Origin of the sequence: Polaribacter batillariae (assembly GCF_017498485.1) — a bacterium.
In the GTDB taxonomy this organism is placed as follows: Bacteria; Bacteroidota; Bacteroidia; order Flavobacteriales; family Flavobacteriaceae; genus Polaribacter; species Polaribacter batillariae.
Window position 1 is genome coordinate 2,507,490 of record NZ_CP071795.1, and the last position, 16,805, is coordinate 2,524,294.

17 protein-coding genes are annotated in these 16,805 nt (G+C 29.5%); 10 read left to right on the forward strand and 7 right to left on the reverse strand.

Annotated elements, in window-relative coordinates:
- Positions 1-94: 94 nt before the first annotated feature.
- Positions 95-1,150, reverse strand: a complete 1,056-nt coding sequence (locus tag JL193_RS11030) for an endonuclease/exonuclease/phosphatase family protein (protein ID WP_207970856.1) — start codon at positions 1,148-1,150, stop codon at positions 95-97.
- Between the two features lie 145 nt (positions 1,151-1,295).
- On the opposite strand from JL193_RS11030, the gene JL193_RS11035 reads away from it, so the two are divergent.
- Positions 1,296-4,052, forward strand: a complete 2,757-nt coding sequence (locus JL193_RS11035) for a TonB-dependent receptor (RefSeq protein WP_207970857.1) — start codon at positions 1,296-1,298, stop codon at positions 4,050-4,052.
- 21 nt (positions 4,053-4,073) lie between these two features.
- Positions 4,074-5,519, forward strand: a complete 1,446-nt coding sequence (locus JL193_RS11040) for a DUF5689 domain-containing protein (RefSeq protein ID WP_207970858.1) — start codon at positions 4,074-4,076, stop codon at positions 5,517-5,519.
- A gap of 181 nt (positions 5,520-5,700) precedes the next feature.
- On the opposite strand, the gene JL193_RS11045 is transcribed toward JL193_RS11040, so the two are convergent.
- The 4 genes from JL193_RS11045 to JL193_RS11060 all read right to left on the reverse strand — a co-directional run bounded on the left by JL193_RS11045 (position 5,701) and on the right by JL193_RS11060 (position 8,327).
- Positions 5,701-6,345 (reverse strand): response regulator transcription factor, encoded by a 645-nt coding sequence (locus tag JL193_RS11045; protein WP_207970859.1) that lies wholly within the window; start codon positions 6,343-6,345, stop codon positions 5,701-5,703.
- Positions 6,342-7,094 (reverse strand): sensor histidine kinase, encoded by a 753-nt coding sequence (locus tag JL193_RS11050; RefSeq protein WP_207970860.1) that lies wholly within the window; start codon positions 7,092-7,094, stop codon positions 6,342-6,344. The genes JL193_RS11045 and JL193_RS11050 overlap by 4 nt, the downstream gene beginning before the upstream one ends.
- The gene (locus JL193_RS11055) at positions 7,070-7,594 is read right to left on the reverse strand and encodes a hypothetical protein (protein ID WP_207970861.1); all 525 of its coding nucleotides are present in this window, start codon (positions 7,592-7,594) and stop codon (positions 7,070-7,072) included. The genes JL193_RS11050 and JL193_RS11055 overlap by 25 nt, the downstream gene beginning before the upstream one ends.
- 118 nt (positions 7,595-7,712) lie before the next feature.
- Complete coding sequence (locus tag JL193_RS11060) at positions 7,713-8,327, reverse strand: hypothetical protein (RefSeq protein WP_243456736.1); 615 nt, start codon at positions 8,325-8,327, stop codon at positions 7,713-7,715.
- A gap of 297 nt (positions 8,328-8,624) precedes the next feature.
- Between JL193_RS11060 and mce the strand changes: the two genes are divergently transcribed.
- From mce to JL193_RS11090, 6 genes are all read left to right on the forward strand, one after another.
- Positions 8,625-9,026 carry a methylmalonyl-CoA epimerase gene (mce, locus tag JL193_RS11065; RefSeq protein ID WP_207970862.1) on the forward strand — a complete coding sequence of 134 codons (402 nt, stop codon included), beginning with the start codon at positions 8,625-8,627 and terminating at the stop codon, positions 9,024-9,026.
- Positions 9,027-9,097: 71 nt separating this feature from the next.
- Positions 9,098-9,976: a cell division protein FtsX gene (locus JL193_RS11070; protein ID WP_207970863.1), complete on the forward strand. Its 879-nt coding sequence runs from the start codon at positions 9,098-9,100 to the stop codon at positions 9,974-9,976.
- A gap of 4 nt (positions 9,977-9,980) precedes the next feature.
- Positions 9,981-10,223 carry a DUF3098 domain-containing protein gene (locus JL193_RS11075; protein WP_207970864.1) on the forward strand — a complete coding sequence of 81 codons (243 nt, stop codon included), beginning with the start codon at positions 9,981-9,983 and terminating at the stop codon, positions 10,221-10,223.
- 2 nt (positions 10,224-10,225) lie between these two features.
- Positions 10,226-11,020 carry an undecaprenyl-diphosphate phosphatase gene (locus JL193_RS11080; protein ID WP_207970865.1) on the forward strand — a complete coding sequence of 265 codons (795 nt, stop codon included), beginning with the start codon at positions 10,226-10,228 and terminating at the stop codon, positions 11,018-11,020.
- Between the two features lie 25 nt (positions 11,021-11,045).
- Positions 11,046-11,738, forward strand: coding sequence for a tRNA pseudouridine(55) synthase TruB (gene truB / locus JL193_RS11085; RefSeq protein ID WP_207970866.1), 693 nt, complete (start codon positions 11,046-11,048; stop codon positions 11,736-11,738).
- Between the two features lie 109 nt (positions 11,739-11,847).
- Positions 11,848-12,513: a hypothetical protein gene (locus JL193_RS11090; RefSeq protein WP_207970867.1), complete on the forward strand. Its 666-nt coding sequence runs from the start codon at positions 11,848-11,850 to the stop codon at positions 12,511-12,513.
- A gap of 182 nt (positions 12,514-12,695) precedes the next feature.
- Here the strand turns inward: JL193_RS11090 and JL193_RS11095 are convergent, their stop codons facing one another.
- Positions 12,696-13,541, reverse strand: a complete 846-nt coding sequence (locus JL193_RS11095) for an OmpA/MotB family protein (protein WP_207970868.1) — start codon at positions 13,539-13,541, stop codon at positions 12,696-12,698.
- A gap of 123 nt (positions 13,542-13,664) precedes the next feature.
- On the opposite strand from JL193_RS11095, the gene JL193_RS11100 reads away from it, so the two are divergent.
- Together JL193_RS11100 and JL193_RS11105 are read left to right on the forward strand one after the other, a co-directional pair.
- Positions 13,665-14,657, forward strand: a complete 993-nt coding sequence (locus tag JL193_RS11100) for an FAD:protein FMN transferase (protein ID WP_207970869.1) — start codon at positions 13,665-13,667, stop codon at positions 14,655-14,657.
- A 66-nt stretch (positions 14,658-14,723) separates the two neighbouring features.
- A complete protein-coding gene (locus tag JL193_RS11105; protein ID WP_207970870.1) occupies positions 14,724-16,004 on the forward strand; it encodes a hypothetical protein in 1,281 nt (426 codons plus the stop codon).
- On the opposite strand, the gene JL193_RS11110 is transcribed toward JL193_RS11105, so the two are convergent.
- Complete coding sequence (locus JL193_RS11110) at positions 16,005-16,772, reverse strand: class I SAM-dependent methyltransferase (RefSeq protein ID WP_207970871.1); 768 nt, start codon at positions 16,770-16,772, stop codon at positions 16,005-16,007. It lies immediately after the preceding gene.
- Positions 16,773-16,805 lie beyond the last annotated feature (33 nt).

The window sequence follows — 16,805 nt, forward strand, 5'->3', positions numbered from 1 at the left end:
AGGCAATAATTTTTTATCAAAAAAACCCAAAACTTTTAAAGTTCTGGGTTTTTTCATTTTATAGAAAATTCGAGATTCAAAAAAATGTCTCTTTTTATTTTTTTTCTTTAATTAAATACATATACACAGGGTAATGGTCCGAGTAACCACCTGTATAACCACCATTAGAAAAACTTCTAAAAGGATACCCTTTGTATTGGCCTCTTTTACTTGTTAAAAAACGCTTATTAAAAATCATTGCTTTATACATCTTATAGGTCGAAAAATCTTTTTCTCCTTTATCTAAGAGCGGATAAGAAATTAAAATCATATCAAAAAGATTAATATTATCTCTATATCCTAAAGTATTAAAACCTCTTCTATGCAAATCTTCATACGGATTGTATATGTCTTTTTCTTCAACATTTTTTTTTCTACTTTTTGTTTTTAAAACCTTTTTAAAGCTAGAGTTAATTGGGTCGTCGTTAAAATCGCCCATTATTAAAATTTTAGCATTAGAATCTTTGTCTCTAATTTGATCTATTATTTTGGTGTTTTGATAAGCCGCTTTTTCTCTTAATGGCCTGCTTTTTGCTTCTCCACCACTTCTAGAAGGCCAATGATTAACAATTAGGTGAATTAATTCGTCATCTAAATAACCAGAAACCAATAATTGGTCTCTTGTATAAACTTTTTTGTTTTCTCTGTAAATATTAGGGTTAAACACTTGATGAAATACAGGTTTAAAATATCTTTTTTGATATAGTAAAGCCACATCAATGCCTCTTTTGTCTGGAGAATCGTAATGGATAATTCCATAATGTTTCTTCACTAAATGTTTCGATTTTATTAAATCTTCTAAAACACTTAAGTTTTCAACTTCAGCAACTCCTATTATAGCAGGGCTTGTATTGGCTTTGTTTTTACCAATTTGAGAGATTACGTTTCCTAATTTATCAATCTTATCCCAATAAACTTTAGAACGGTTTGTTTTTAACTCCATCATGGGGCTTGCTTCATCATTAATAGAAGTGTCGTTTATGGTGTCGAAAAGGTTTTCTAAATTATAGAAAGCAATTGTTCTAATACTATATTGTTTGCCTTTTTTTTGAGAGAAGGTAGCAGAAATAGTTAATAGAAATAGTAAAAAAGTAACAATATTTTTATTCATTGTAATATAGTTTATGTTTGCAAACATATAAAACAAAATGTAAGCCAAAATTATATAATGTTATTTTAACATAAGTATTTGTTAAAAAACGTTAATTTTGCATGCATTTTAATGTAAAAATAATATAAAAATTCAAACAAACTTTATGAGAAAATTTTTTCTATCGATGTTTTTGCTTTTAGGCTGTGTAGCATTTCTACAAGCGCAAAACGTTGTAAAAGGAATTGTTGTAGATGGCGATTCTGAAAATGCTCTGCAAAGTGTCTTAGTTAGTGTAAAAGGTACAACCATTAGCAAAACAACAGATGCGAATGGGGTATTTAACCTTACAGGTATTTCTAATGGCAGTTATATTGTAGAGATTAAATTAGTAGGTTACGAAACACAAAACTTTCCTGTAGAACTTTCTAATAGTGTTGTAGATTTAGGTACAATTTTACTTTTTAAAGACATCACAGAAGATCGAGATTTAAGTTTAATAACTATTACAGACGACGAGCTAAACAACGATACCAGTGCTGCCGATAATATTTCTGGATTGTTACAAGCTACGAGAGATGTTTTTTTAAGATCGGCTGCTTTTGAATTTAGTTCCTCTTTTTTTAGAATTAGAGGATTAGATTCTGGAAATGGAAAAGTGCTTATCAATGGAATAGAAATGAACAAAATTTATGACGGAAGAGCACAATGGAGTAATTGGGGTGGTTTAAATGATGTTTTAAGAAACCAAGAGTTTAGTAATGGTTTATCGCCATCGAACTTTACTTTTGGCGGTGTTTTAGGTTCTACAAACATAAATACGAGAGCATCTCAACAAAGACCAGGAACAAGAATTTCGTATTCTTCCTCTAACAGAAGTTACCAACATAGAGTTATGGCAACCCATTCTACAGGAATGTTAAAAGGTGGTTGGGCAATGACTTTTTCTGGAAGTAGAAGAGCGGGTTTAGAAGGGTTTAACGACGGTACAACCTATAATGCATATTCTTTGTTTGCTTCTATAGAAAAGAAAATTAACGACAACCATAGCCTTAACTTTACCTCTATATTTACACCCAATAGAAGAGGTAAATCTTCTCCCAACACCCAAGAAGTTTTTAATTTAAAAGGAATCGAATACAACGAATATTGGGGATATTTAAATGGTAGAAAAGTAAATTCTAGAATAAAGGAAGTAGAAGAACCAATTTTAATGTTGAATCATTTTTGGAACATATCTGAAGGAACTTCACTTCAAACAAACGTAGCCTATCAATTTGGAAAAATAGGAAATAGTCGTTTAGATTATAATGGAGGTGCAAATCCAAACCCAACTTACTATCAATATTTGCCAAGTAGTTTTTTGGCAGATAACGATAAAGAAGGTGCTTATGATGCACTACAAAATTTTCAAAATGATGGTCAATTAGATTGGAATACTATTTTTAGCGCCAATATTACAACTGCTCAACAAAACCAAAGTAACGCCTATGTGTTGTACGAAGACAGAATTGATAGTAAACAATTAAGTATAAACACAATATTAAATTCTGAAATTACAAATAACATCACTTTTAATAGTAAATTAGAATACAAACAATTACGATCTAAAAATTTTGCAGAAGTTATAGATTTATTAGGAGGAAGTGGGTATTTAGACATTAATCCTTTTGCAGATACAGAAACAGAAATGCAAAATAATCTATTAAATCCTAATAGAGTTGTAGGCAAAGGAGATAAATTTAAATACAATTATAATATTAATTCAAATATCATTTCTGCATTTGCACAAGCACAATTTAAATATAATAAAATAGATTTTTATACAGCGTTTAATATATCTAATACATCTCATCAAAGAGAAGGGTTGTATAAGAATGGTGGCTATCCAGATAATTCTTTAGGCAAATCAAACAAACTCTCATTTACGAACTATGGAATTAAAGCAGGTGGAACATATAAAATTACGGGACGTCATCTACTAGATGCAAACGTAGCATATATTACAGATGCACCAACAGTAAGAAATTCTTTTTCCAATCCAAGAAGCAATAATTTTGAAGTAAGAGATATTACCAGTCAAAAAATCTTTTCTACAGATGTAAGTTATATTTTAAGAAGTCCAAATTTACAGGCAAGAGTAACCGGTTTTTATACGAAAATAAAAGATGCTACAGATATAGGTTTTTTCTTTTCACAAGGAGCTAATACAAATACTTTTTTACAAGAAATAGTTACAGATTTAGAGACCAAACATTTTGGAGCAGAATTAGGTTTAGAGGCACAAATTACAGCAACAATTAAATTAAAAGGAGCAGCAAATATTGCTCAGTACACTTACGATAATAACCCAAATGTAAATTTAACTTCAGCAGATTTTGTAGTTGCAGATCAAGGAAATGATAATAACCCAGAAGGTATTAGAGAACAAGGAAAAGCAAATTTAAAAAATTATAAATTAGCAGCAGGTCCACAAAAAGCATATTCTGTTGGTTTTGAATATAGAGATCCAGACTATTGGTGGTTTGGTGCAACAGCAAACTTTTTCGATGAAGCTTATTTAGACATAAGCCCACTATTAAGAACGGCATCTTTTTACAAAGATAACGATGGTTTGCCATTTAATAACTACGACCCCGAAATAGCAAAAGAATTATTAAAACAAGAAAAGTTCGATAGCTACATGTCTGTAAATTTAATAGGTGGTAAATCTTGGAAAATAGATGATAAATACATAAGTCTATTTGCAACCGTAAATAACTTATTTAATGAAATTTACAAAACAGGAGGTTATGAACAAGGTAGAGCATCTGACTATAATAGACTAAAAGAAGATGTTAGTTTACCCATAAGACAATTTGGACCAAAGTATTGGTACGGAAGAGGTACAACGTACTTTTTAAATGTAAACATTAGTTTCTAAAAAATATTAAAACAAATTAAAATGAAAACAAATAAATTAATCATCTTAACACTAGCATTTATTACTAGTATCTCTTTTACTTCTTGTGTAGAAGATGGAGACTTTACTGTGCCACAAAATTTAGGAGAAGAAGAAAATGCTAAATTAAATCTCTTATTATCCGATAATACTATAGAAATTAAAACAATTTCACAAGTAAAAGCGCTTTTTTCCTCAGGAGATAACCCTGTAGAAATAACAGATAAATTAGTAGTAAAAGGCTATGTAACTTCCTCTGATAAATCAGGTAATTTCTTTAAAGAAATTTATTTACAAGACAGTCCAGAGAACCCAACTGACGCCATTAAAGTAGTTTTAGAACTAAATGATGCTTACAATAAATATAATATTGGTAGAGAAGTTTATATTAACCTAGAAGGCTTATATGTTGGAGAAACACGTTCTAGAGATGGCGTAACAGCTATTGGAGGCAAGGCAGATGGAGATAGTTTAGAAAACTTATCTTTAAATCAAGTAAAAGAAAAGATGCTGCGTTCTACAATAACAGAAGAAATTGTGCCATTAAAACTAACTTTATCTCAAATTAATGAAAGCCATGTTGGTATGTTTGTTCAAATAGATAATGTCGAATTTCCTTCAAATATAGCAGGAGAAAAAAATTATTTTGATGAGAATGATAGATTTGATACCAAAAGAACTCTACAAAGTTGCGAAGGTTTTGGATATAGTAATTTCGAATTAGAAACAAGCTCTTTTGCCAATTTTGCTAGAAGAACTTTACCTAAAAAAGGAGGAACTTTAAAAGCAGTAGTTGTAAAAACATTCGATGGAAGAGATGTAGTTTTAGCTTTAAACGACATTACAGATGTAGATATGAACGAAGACAGATGTACACCTTTAAATCCAGCTGACTTTAAAACAAGTTACGAAGAAGATTTCGAGTCAATTGCATCTTCAAATCCTTTAGAAGGCAATGGTTGGATTTCTTACGCAGAAGAAGGGCGTTTTAATTGGAGAGTACTTACAACAACTGATAATGGAAATCCAGGAAGCAAAATAGCTTCTATGGGTGCGTATAATTCTGGCGAACCAACAAACATTGCCTGGCTAATATCACCAAGTATAGATTTAGATGCACAAGATATAGAATTTCTTAACTTCCAATCGTCAAATAGTTTTTCTGATGATAGCGAGTTAGAACTTCTAATTTCTACAGATTGGGATGGTACAAGAGCAAATATTACATCTGCAACATGGACCAAATTATCTGCAAATATTGTTTCTGATGATACAAACTTTAGGAATTGGGTAGATTCTGGAACAACAGATTTAAGCACATTCTCTGGAAATGCACACATTGCTTTTAAATATATTGGTGGAGATAATAGTGGAAGCGCATCACCTAATACAGGTACTATCGATGGTACGTTTGAGATTGATAATTTTAAAATTTTAGTAAAAAAATAGTTTTTACTTAACCATAAAAAAACGAGACTGCCTCAAAAGTATTAGAATTTGTTATTTCGACTGTAATGGAGAAATCTTATTTATTGAATTTCAATATTTTAGATTTTTCGACTTTGCTCAAAAATAACAGCTAAATTTACCTTTAAAACGGCCTCGTTTTTTTATTTTTAAGAATCTAAATTTATGGAGTATAAATTTTGTGTTTAATAGCATACATAACCAAGCCAACCCTATTTTTTACATTCAGTTTTGTAAATAAAACATCTCTGTAGCCATCTATGGTTTTCGGGCTCAAACACATTTTATCTGCAATTTCTTTATAGGTTAATTCCGAACAAGAAAGCTTCATAAAAGCGATTTCTCTATCTTTAAAAGTAATACTGTTTGTTTCGTTTCCAGAAATAGATTGCATTAATAAATTGGTTACATTTTTGGTGTGAAAAAAACCATTTTCTACAATTTCTAACAACGCATTTTCTAAAACAGATTTTTCTGTATCTTTTAAAAGATAACCAACTGCACCCGCTTTTAGCATTTGTAAAATAGTAGTGTCTGCATCTTCTACAGACAAAGCCATTACGTTTACATAACTATGGTTTTCCGAAATCCAGGCAGTGGTTTCAATTCCATTCATAATAGGCATATTAATATCCATTAAAACAACATCTGGAATGTTTTGTGGAGAAGCACTAAATTTATCCATTAATTCTTGTCCGTTTTTGCAAGTATATAGCACTTTAAACTTATCAAAAGAATTTACCATACCTGCAATTGCTTGCGACAATAAAGTGTGGTCATCTACAATTACTACCGAATTTTTTATCATAATTTATAATGTATTAAAAGTGTTGTTCCTTTATTTTTTTCTGATGAAAAAATGGCTTCAGCACCAATTAATTTGGCTCTATTAGAGATGTTTGTAAGTCCAATTCCTTTGCCACTTTTTTCGGAAGCTAAAAAACCAATTCCATTATCTTGGGCAGAAACAATCATTTCGTTTTCTGTATATTTTAAAAGCACATTTAATTTAGAAGCTTTAGAATGTTTAATTGTATTCGAGAAAAATTCTTGTAGAATTCTAAAAATTACAATACTTACTTTTTTGTCGATTTCTTGTTCTTCTCCTTCAATAATTAAGCTAGAATCAATAAAATTAAGACGGTTAAAACGATCTATTTCCAATTGAATTGCTTCTTTTAAATCAATATTTTTAATTGCCTCTGGATTAATTAATTTCGATAAAGCTCGCACTTCATTTAAACCTTTAGAAATTGTTTGAGAAACTTCGTCTATGTTTTCTGGTGTTGCATTTTGTAGCTGAATTTTGGCCAATGTTAAAAGCTGACCAATATTATCATGCAATTCCCAACTAATATTTCGCAGAGTTTCTTCTCGAATTTCTATTTGCGTTTCTGCAATTTCTCGTTCGAAACGTTTTTGGTTATTTATTTGTTCTTGTAACAAAATATTTTTTCTTTTTTGAAAAAAACTAAACAACAGCACAATAAGCACAACAAACAATATAATTACAATGGTTGTTGTAAATAGAATTATTTGACTTTCTTCTGACTCCATAAGGCTCCGAATATAAAACAACTGTGCATAAGTATTGTTAAGCAATAAGCGATTTTAAATAAACTAATTTTTAATTCGTAATTCAGGTTGCTTAAAGAGTTTATAACTGCTGTAAAAGGTATAAAACCCACATAATAGAGTAGTAAGCCAAAAGCAATCCAAAATGAAAGTGTTTTTTTGTAATTTAAAATTTTATGAGACACTAAAAACTCTTTGTAATAAAGAAATAAAGTTACAACTACTAAAATAGCACCAAAATTAGAAGATATTACATTAAATTCTAAAAAGTAAAGTCCAGCAAGGTAATAATATAAATTGGCTAGAATATTTACAATATTAAAGAGAATAATAAGCTTTATAATCCATTTTTTAGATTCTAAAATATCTCTAAAAAAAAGTAACAACAAATTAAACTCAAAAAAGATAAGAATGTGGTATAGTAATAAATTACTGTTTTCGATTTTTGGCACATAGTTATCTATAAATTCAAAAAAGAACATGCAAAACAGATATAAAGCAAAATACCTTAAATTTATTTCAAATACATTTTTAACATAAACAATTATATATATCAGTACAGATATAAATGAAGAGATGTAAGCGATATTTAAAAACATATTACATTGGTGGACTTGGCTTTAATCTATTTGCACCAGAACTTTCTAAATCGTCTTCTTGAGCTGAAAAAAGTGGTAGAAAAGAAGCTCTCATAACTTGTTTTGTTTCTTCGGAACTAAACTTGTTTAAAAATTCTGTAAACACAACAGGATTTCCTTTTTTTGAATATAAAGGTTCATAAGCAACATGTTTTCCATTTATTTTTGCAGTGGGCATAAAAATTAAAGAATGCCTTCCTCTTAAAGATTTGTCTTCATAGTTTTTAGGATATGCTGCAGAAAAAATGCGAACTCCAGTCAAAGCAATGTCTTTCTCTTTCGACAGTTTTTCTATATATGCGATGTATTGTTTAAGTTGATTTATTTCATAAAAATGAGAAATACTTTCAACCGTATCTGTTTTATCACCAGTAAATTTAGCTCTATAAGCATCTAAAACTTTTTTTTGTCCAACATCATATTGATGAAACATACCCGCCATTTCTTTATAGGTAATTGTATTAGAGGGTCTAGAGTTGTTAACATCATAATTTTTGTGTTCGCATTTTTCTGTACAACTGTTTAAAAACAATACACATACATATACTAGCATCGAAATTTTAAATAAATTTTTCATATAAATAAAGGTTAGTTAATAAATTACAAAGTACAATTTAAAACAAAATTGAAAAAATTAAATATTCATTACAGTTATAAATATTTGATTATTAGATTTTTATTTAGTTTTTTTGTTGTGGTGTAATTTTTAAAAGAGGGTTTTTCCTCTATAGCTTTCAAGATTTTACCTGATGCTTTGTTTAAAATCAATCTGCATCTTTGTTGTGCAAAATGGATAAAAAAGAGGTTTTAATACTTGGGAAAATTGTGCAAAAACACCTTATTTTATGTGAGGTGTTTTTTCTATTTTTACACTATGAAAAAAATAGAACACATTGGAATTGCTGTAAAAGATTTAGAAACTTCGAATATCTTATTTGCTTCACTTTTTGGAAAACCACATTATAAAGTAGAAGAAGTCGCTTCTGAAGGTGTAAAAACTTCATTTTTTAAATCGGGACCTAATAAAATAGAATTGCTACAAGCCACAAATCCAGAAAGTCCGATTGCAAAATTTATTGGTAAAAAAGGCGAAGGAATTCACCATATTGCATTTGCAGTTGCTAACATAAAAGCAGAAATGGAAAGGCTTACAAAAGAAGGTTTTGTGGTTTTAAATAAAGAACCAAAAATAGGAGCAGACAATAAATTAGTGGCTTTTTTGCATCCAAAATCTACCAATGGTGTTTTAATAGAATTGTGCCAAGAAAGAGATTAGTTAAAATACTGCTAACGAACACTGTCAAATGCTCACGAATTATTATCTTGCACCATTAAAAAATAGTACGAATGGCTTCAAAATTCGAATCTTATCAAAAAAGGCGTTTAGCATCTTCTTACATTTCTGTTGTAATTAGTATTGCTTTGGTACTTTTTATGGTAGGTGTTTTAGGTTTTGTGCTTTTAAAATCTTCATTAGTAGCCAATCGTGTTAAAGAAAAAGTGGCAATTACCTTATTTTTAAAAGACAATGTTAGTAGAAAGCAAATAGATAGTTTTAAAGAATCTTTACAAAAAGAAGAGTTTACCAAAAGAATAATTTATACATCTAAACATCAAGCAGCTAAAAATTACAGCAAAGAAATTGGCGAAGATTTTATGAAGTTTGTTGGAGAAAATCCATTAAAAAACGGAATCGATATTTATGTAAAAGCTGCGTTTGTAACGCCAGAAAAAATGCAAGAATTAGAAACGCGTTTTCTTAAAAATGCATTTGTAGCAGATGTTACTTACGATAAATTATTAATTAATCTAATTACAAAAAACATTCAAAGAATTAGTTTTTGGTTGCTAGTTTTAAGCGCGTTTTTTGGTTTAGTCGCAATTATTTTAATTAATAGCTCTATAAGACTTTCTATTTACTCTAAAAGATTTAACATAAAAACCATGCAAATGGTTGGTGCAACCAAAAGTTTTATAAGAAAACCATTTATTTGGCGAAGTGTAAAATTAGGTTTTATAGGTGCTTTTTTAGCATTAATTGGCCTGGCAGTAGTTATTTATTATGCAGATAAATTTGCACCAAGTTTAGGCTTGTTAAAAGATTACCTTTCTTTATCTTACTTAGTTGGTGGTGTTTTAATTGCAGCATTTTTAATTACTTGGTTAAGTACATTTTTTGCCACACAGCGTTTTTTAAACTTACGAACAGACGAACTTTATTATTAATTATATGGAAAACGAAAATATTCAAAAACCAGAATTTTTATTCGGCAAAAAGAACTACATTATTATGGTAGTGGGGCTTGTTTTTATCTCTTTAGGCTTTATTTTTATGGCAGGTGGAGGCAGTGATAACCCAGAGGTTTTTAATGAAGAAATTTACAATTGGCAACGAATTCGTTTGGCGCCAACATTGGTTATTATAGGTTTAGGAATCGAGATATATGCTATTTTAGCAAATCCTAATACATAAGAATGGATATTTTAGAGGCAATTATTCTTGGAATTATACAAGGGTTAACAGAGTTTTTACCAGTTTCTTCAAGCGGACATTTAGAATTGGCAAAAGCCATTTTAGGAGATACCTCTGTACCAGAAGAAAGTTTAACATTTACGGTCGTTTTGCATTTTGCAACCGCATTAAGTACGATGGTAATTTTTAAAAAAGAAATTATAGAAATTCTAAAAGGATTGTTTCAGTTTAAATGGAATGAAGAATTTCAGTTTTCTTTAAAAATTATCGTTTCTATGATTCCTGCAGTATTAGTAGGTTTACTTTTCGAAGAAGAATTAGAATCTTTTTTCGGAGGAAAAATTTTATTAGTAGGTTGCATGCTAGTATTAACAGCATTGTTGCTATTGTTGGCAGATAAAGCAAAAGAAACTAACAAGAAAGTATCTTTTTCGAACTCAGTAATTATTGGCATATCGCAAGCAATTGCAATGTTACCTGGAATTTCTAGATCTGGAGCAACCATTTCTACATCCGTTTTGTTAGGAATCGATAGAACAAGAGCTGCACGTTTTTCTTTTTTAATGGTGGTTCCTTTAATTTTTGGTAAAATCGGAAAAGATGTTTTAAGTGGAGATTTAAATTTCGAATCTTCACAAACGACGCCAATTTTAGCAGGTTTTATGGCTGCTTTTTTAGCAGGTTTATTCGCCTGTAAATGGATGATTTCTTTAGTAAAGAAAAGCAAACTTTCTTACTTTTCGATTTACTGTGCAATTGTAGGAAGTATTGCAATTGGCTACGCACTTTTAAATTAATAAAACTTAAAATTTCAGCAAATAAATGACTGAAGAAGACTATAAAAACGGCCAAGTTTTATTAATTGATAAACCGCTAAGTTGGACCTCTTTTCAAGTAGTAAACAAACTTCGTTGGGAAATTAAACAACGCTTTAAACTCAAAAAAATTAAAGTAGGTCATGCAGGTACTTTAGATCCTTTGGCCACAGGTTTGCTAATTGTTTGTACAGGAAAACAAACCAAAGAAATAAATACCTATCAAGGGCAAATAAAAGAATATACAGGTACTTTTACAGTAGGTGCAACTACACCAAGTTACGATTTAGAAACAGCAATAAACGAAACGTTTCCAACAGAACATATTTCTAAAGAATTATTAGAAGAAACTACCCAACAGTTTATAGGCGGTATTCAACAAAAACCACCGATTTTTTCAGCGATTAAAAAAGAAGGAAAACGTTTGTACGAATTGGCAAGAAAAGGAGAAACTACAAAAATAAAATCGAGAACTGTAACCGTTTTAGATTTTAAAATTACCAAGGTTAACTTACCAAAAGTAGATTTTAGAATTGTTTGTAGCAAAGGAACTTATATTCGTTCCATCGCTTTCGATTATGGCAAAGCACTCAACTCAGGCGCTCACTTATCTGCATTAAGAAGAACAAAAATTGGAAACTTTTCTGTAGAAAATGCGCTTTCTGTAGAAGAGTTTATTCGAAATTTGAAAGACAATTAGCTAAAAACCTCTAAAAGCTTAAAGAGTTCAAAATAATTTTATTTACGTTAAACTTAAACTCGTTATTTATTTAGTTTTGTGTGAATAACTAATTAAAATGATAGAGATTATGAAAATGAATTCAATTAAATTATTGGTAACTGCATTCACATTTTCTAGTTTTATGTTTGTTTCATGTGATACTGGAAATAAAAAAACATCTAATACAAAAGAAGAAATTTCAGAAGACATCGCATCTACAATAGAAAATATGGAAGAAGTAGCAGAAGAAATGGAAGAAGAGGTTAAAACACGTAGCTATAAGATGAAAGATGGCACTTCTATCACTTACAATTTAGATTCTAAAGGCATTGTTGGTTTCGACGATTGGGCAGACTATACTGTAATAAACTACGAATTGGCAGATATAAAAAAGGCTAAAAACTCTACCACTGCACAACGTATTAGAAACATGAATTACAGAATCGCTAATTTAGGAAACACCATACCTATTTGGTTAAGAACGGAAGAAGTTGAGAAAGGCGTTGCAGAGGTTCAGAAAAAATACAAAGAATTAATAGACAATACAGATGCCTCTGAAGAAGTAATGAAAGAAAATTTCGAAGCATTTTCAGAAAAATTCGACAATTTAAAAGAAGAATTAGATGAAACCGTAAAAGAATACACTAAAATTCATGAAGAAGCAATCGAAGAGTTTAATGAAGAAATTAAAAAAGGAAAAATCGATGCTGCTATTAAAGAGTATAAAGAAGAGATTAAAAAGTTAGGTAAATAATTGTAAAGAAATAATTTTTTATCTCTTTAAAAATAACACTGTATGCATAAGGTAGGTTTTAAATCTACCTTTTTTTGTGCTAAACAATCTATAAACCTAAGGGTATAAACATAAAATATTTGTAGCCAAAGAAAAACCACCCTAAAAAAGAGTGGTTTTTAAAAATTTTAAAAAGCTAAAAACTACTTAGCATCTTGCTCTAACAAATCAAAAAACTGATTTAATTTAGGCATAATTATAATTTTTGTTCTTCTGTTTTTTGCCATGTTTTCTGGAGAATTATTTTCAACCACAGGTACATATTGGCTTCTACCAGCAGCAATTAAACGTTCTGGTTTTACCCCAAATTTATATTGTAAAATACGTGTAATAGAAGTCGCTCTTAAAGCAGATAAATCCCAGTTGTCTTGTATTAAATCTCTTTTAATTGGAGTTGGGTCTGTATGACCTTCAATCATCACTTCCATTTGAGGCTGATCTTTAATTACCTTTGCGATTTTTTCTAGCACAGTATATGCATTATCTGTTACGTTGTAGCTTCCACTTTTAAACAATAATTTGTCTGAAATAGAAATAAAAACAACCGTTTTTTCTACATTTACTTCGATATCTTTATCTTGTATGCCCTCAGTTAAATTTCTAGTTAAATGGTACTTAATTGCCAAATTAATAGAATCTTTTTGAGTCATTGCTTTTCTAATTCCATTAATATATTTGTCTTTCTCACTCAATTGAGAAATAACAGTTTTAATGTTATCAGAAGAAGATTGTGTTAAAACAGTTAAGTTTTCTACTTGTTTTAAGGCAGATTTTTTATCTTCTTGTAAAGATTTTACCTGTTCTTGTAATGCAAAAAGCTTCGTGTCTTCTTTTTCCTTTTCAATTAAACACTTTTGCAAATTGGTTTTTACAGTACGCAATTCTGTTTCTGTGCTTTCTTTTTCTGCTTGTAATGCTGCAAACTCTTTCTTAGACACACAAGAACTAACTAAAACTGCGGATAATAATAGTAACGATATTTTCTTCATTATTTTTAAACTTAACGATTTATTATTCCCACAAATTTAACAAAATCGATGAATAAAAAAGAGCGAATATCAATAATTTATGAAAAAATTATATATTATTTTTGTGACTTAGATTTAATGCTTATGAAAACCTATCAATTCCCCCTTTTTTTATTGCTTTTTTTATCGCTAATCTCGTGCCAAAAAGAGGTTAAAAATGCAGATTTTACATTAAAAGGATTTGTGTTTGGCACAACTTATAAAATCACTTACTTAAATGCACCTAAAAACTATCAAAAATCGATAGATAGTTTATTTCGATTGGTAAACAAATCGGTTTCTACTTATATACCCACATCAGATATTTCAAAAATAAACAAAGGAGACACCACAGTTATTGTAGATAAATATTTTAAAGAAATTTTTAAAAAATCGAAACGAATTTATAAAGAAACAAATGGTTTTTTCGACCCAACAGTAGGTAATTTGGTAAATGCTTGGGGTTTTGGTCCTAAAAAAGAGAAAAACGATTTAACGCAAGAACAAATAGAGCAACACATGCAATTTGTGGGTTTAGATAAGGTAAATATCTTAAATAATAAAGTGGTAAAACAAAACGCCGCAATTTATTTAGATTTTAACTCGATAGGTAAAGGATATGGAATAGATGTAATTGCTCGTTTTTTAGAAAGTAAAAATATTTCTAATTATTTAATTGAAATTGGTGGAGAAATTCGTACAAAAGGAACCAAAAAGAAAGAGAAACCTTGGGTTATTAAATTAGTAGATCCTATTAAAAGTAATTCTAACACGGGTTATAAAGTATTAAATTTGTCTAACAAATCTATGGCAACTTCTGGCAACTACAGAAAATTTAGAATGGCCGAAAATGGTAAAAAATATGTACATACCATTAACCCCAAAACAGGCTACGCTTTAGAAAGTAATTTATTAAGTGCCTCTGTAATTTCGAAATTAGATTGTGCAGATGTAGATGGTTATGCAACTGCATTTATGGCCATGGGCTTAGAAAAAACAAAAGCATTTATTAAAAATAATGCATCTATAAAAGTAATTCTTATTTACATAAACGAAGCCGGAAATTTAGAAGAATTTACAAATTATACCTACAAATAGGTACATAATTTGTCGATTTAAACATTATTTTTGCTATATTACATAACCTAACTTATCTAAACTATTATGAAAAAAATACTACTAACGCTTTGTTGTGTGCTTGCATTTTCGATGTCATATGCACAGTCTAATTTAGACATTGCTAAAGTTTATATTAAAAGAGCAAATTCTGTTATAGAAGAAAGTATAGATTATAAAGAAGCATTAATACTTTTCGAAAAAGCAATGAAGTATATGGATACTATAACTTCGCCAGAAATTGCGAGTTTAGGTTCTAGAATTTATTTTGAATTAAAAGACTATAGAGAAGCAAAAAAATATTCGAAACAATTTTTTCTTATTTCTAAAGATAAAAAATCTGAGGTATATGAGCAACAACTAGATTTATTTGTAACGATTAATGAAGAATTAGAATTACAAATTGCCGAAGAAAAAAGAATTGCCGAAGAGAAATTAAGAAAAGAAAAAGAATTACAAAAAATAGATTCTTTAAAAACAGTTTGGAAAGCAACATCAAATAAACTTACCATAAAGGTCGATAGTATTTACGACTTTAATAAAAATAATTATGCACTTTACAGTAAAGACAATAAGTTTGGTGTTTTAAACGATGTTGGAGACATTGTTGTAGAAGCATCAGAATTTTCTTACGGAGTTAGTTTCGAAGGCTACATTGTTTTACAAAATAAAAAAGAAAATCCGAATAAAATTTTTTGCTTTAATACCTATAAAGGCACAGGAGCTATGTTGCCAAATCCATCTGATTTTAACTCGATTTCTACACATTTCGGAAAAGTAATGTTGCCAAGATCTAATGGAAGGTTAGTTACCTATCCTAATAATTCTTACGAACCTATGGTGTATGATTTAAATGTAAAAAAGACAGTAAAGGTTTCTAATCAAGAAGATTTATTAAAAACTTTAAAGAAAGGAGATATTATACGTAAATATAATAAAGACGGAGAAGTAAAAATTGAAAAAGATTGGTACATTTTTGGAGGTCATTTAGGGGGAGGTGTGCACCCTTTATACGTAGAGAATGATTACAATATAAATGCTTATTTATTTTCGGTAGATGGAACTGTGTTACCCGCAAATTCTCAATATAACTACTTAGGTACTTTTCATAATAATAAAATAGAAGCTTTAAAAGGAAATACTAGGGTTTGGCTAAATCAAAATGGAACTAAAGTAAGAGCACTTAAAGATACAACTGCTAATTACGAAGGAAATTCGAAAGTAGTAAAATTAGAAGAAGGATCGTATCAAATATTTAAAGATGGAAAAATTGTAAAAGGAACAGAGTCTTTAGAGAAAATGGTAGATTATTTAAGAAAATTTAATTAATTATTTATAACACACAGGAAGAATTTCGTTTTGCATTAAGCAAAATTGTTCTAATTTCTCTGGAGCAATTTTTTTTGTATAATCGACTTCGTTTACGGTAAAACCAATAGAACGTAATTTGTTAAAATAATCTCTACCATAAATTCTTACATGATCGTATTGCCCAAAAATTTCTGCTCTTTTTTTTCGATCTGTAATAGAGTTGTCTTCAAAAGTTTTTTCTCTTGAAAGATCTTGTGGAATTTGAAAAATTCCCATGCCACCTTTTTTTAAAACTCTATACAATTCTTGCATTGCTTTTGTGTCGTTTGGAATATGTTCTAAAACATGGTTGCAAAAAATAACGTCAAATTCGTTGTCTTTAAAAGGTAAATTGCAAATATCTGCTTTAACATCTGCAATTGGCGATTCTAAATCAGATGTGATATACGTTAAATTTTCTTGCTTTCTAAAAAGGTCTAAAAAGCATTGTTCTGGTGCTATATGAAGCGTTTTTATTTTTTTTGTTGAAGTAAAAAAGTTGGTTTCATTCTTCAAAAAAAGCCACATTAATCTGTGTCTTTCTAATGATAATGTAGAAGGCGATAATGCGTTTTCTCTTTGTTTGCCATATCCATAAGGTAAAAATTTTTTAAAACTTTTTCCATCTATAGGATCTGTAAATTTATCTCCTTTTAAATACCAAGCAATTATTGGGCGAACGAGATAGCTTGCCTTTATTAGAATTGGTCTCGGAATTGTGTTTAGGATGGATTTGAATATAGACATGGTTGTTGTTTCACAGAGTTTCACAGAGTTTTT

Coding starts and splice junctions, on each gene's coding strand:
- JL193_RS11030 (WP_207970856.1), bottom strand. CDS start 1,150: ATGAATAAAAATATTGTTACTTTTTTACTATTTCTATTAACTATTTCT.
- JL193_RS11035 (WP_207970857.1), top strand. CDS start 1,296: ATGAGAAAATTTTTTCTATCGATGTTTTTGCTTTTAGGCTGTGTAGCA.
- JL193_RS11040 (WP_207970858.1), top strand. CDS start 4,074: ATGAAAACAAATAAATTAATCATCTTAACACTAGCATTTATTACTAGT.
- JL193_RS11045 (WP_207970859.1), bottom strand. CDS start 6,345: ATGATAAAAAATTCGGTAGTAATTGTAGATGACCACACTTTATTGTCG.
- JL193_RS11050 (WP_207970860.1), bottom strand. CDS start 7,094: ATGGAGTCAGAAGAAAGTCAAATAATTCTATTTACAACAACCATTGTA.
- JL193_RS11055 (WP_207970861.1), bottom strand. CDS start 7,594: ATGTTCTTTTTTGAATTTATAGATAACTATGTGCCAAAAATCGAAAAC.
- JL193_RS11060 (WP_243456736.1), bottom strand. CDS start 8,327: ATGAAAAATTTATTTAAAATTTCGATGCTAGTATATGTATGTGTATTG.
- mce (WP_207970862.1), top strand. CDS start 8,625: ATGAAAAAAATAGAACACATTGGAATTGCTGTAAAAGATTTAGAAACT.
- JL193_RS11070 (WP_207970863.1), top strand. CDS start 9,098: ATGGCTTCAAAATTCGAATCTTATCAAAAAAGGCGTTTAGCATCTTCT.
- JL193_RS11075 (WP_207970864.1), top strand. CDS start 9,981: ATGGAAAACGAAAATATTCAAAAACCAGAATTTTTATTCGGCAAAAAG.
- JL193_RS11080 (WP_207970865.1), top strand. CDS start 10,226: ATGGATATTTTAGAGGCAATTATTCTTGGAATTATACAAGGGTTAACA.
- truB (WP_207970866.1), top strand. CDS start 11,046: ATGACTGAAGAAGACTATAAAAACGGCCAAGTTTTATTAATTGATAAA.
- JL193_RS11090 (WP_207970867.1), top strand. CDS start 11,848: ATGAAAATGAATTCAATTAAATTATTGGTAACTGCATTCACATTTTCT.
- JL193_RS11095 (WP_207970868.1), bottom strand. CDS start 13,541: ATGAAGAAAATATCGTTACTATTATTATCCGCAGTTTTAGTTAGTTCT.
- JL193_RS11100 (WP_207970869.1), top strand. CDS start 13,665: ATGAAAACCTATCAATTCCCCCTTTTTTTATTGCTTTTTTTATCGCTA.
- JL193_RS11105 (WP_207970870.1), top strand. CDS start 14,724: ATGAAAAAAATACTACTAACGCTTTGTTGTGTGCTTGCATTTTCGATG.
- JL193_RS11110 (WP_207970871.1), bottom strand. CDS start 16,772: ATGTCTATATTCAAATCCATCCTAAACACAATTCCGAGACCAATTCTA.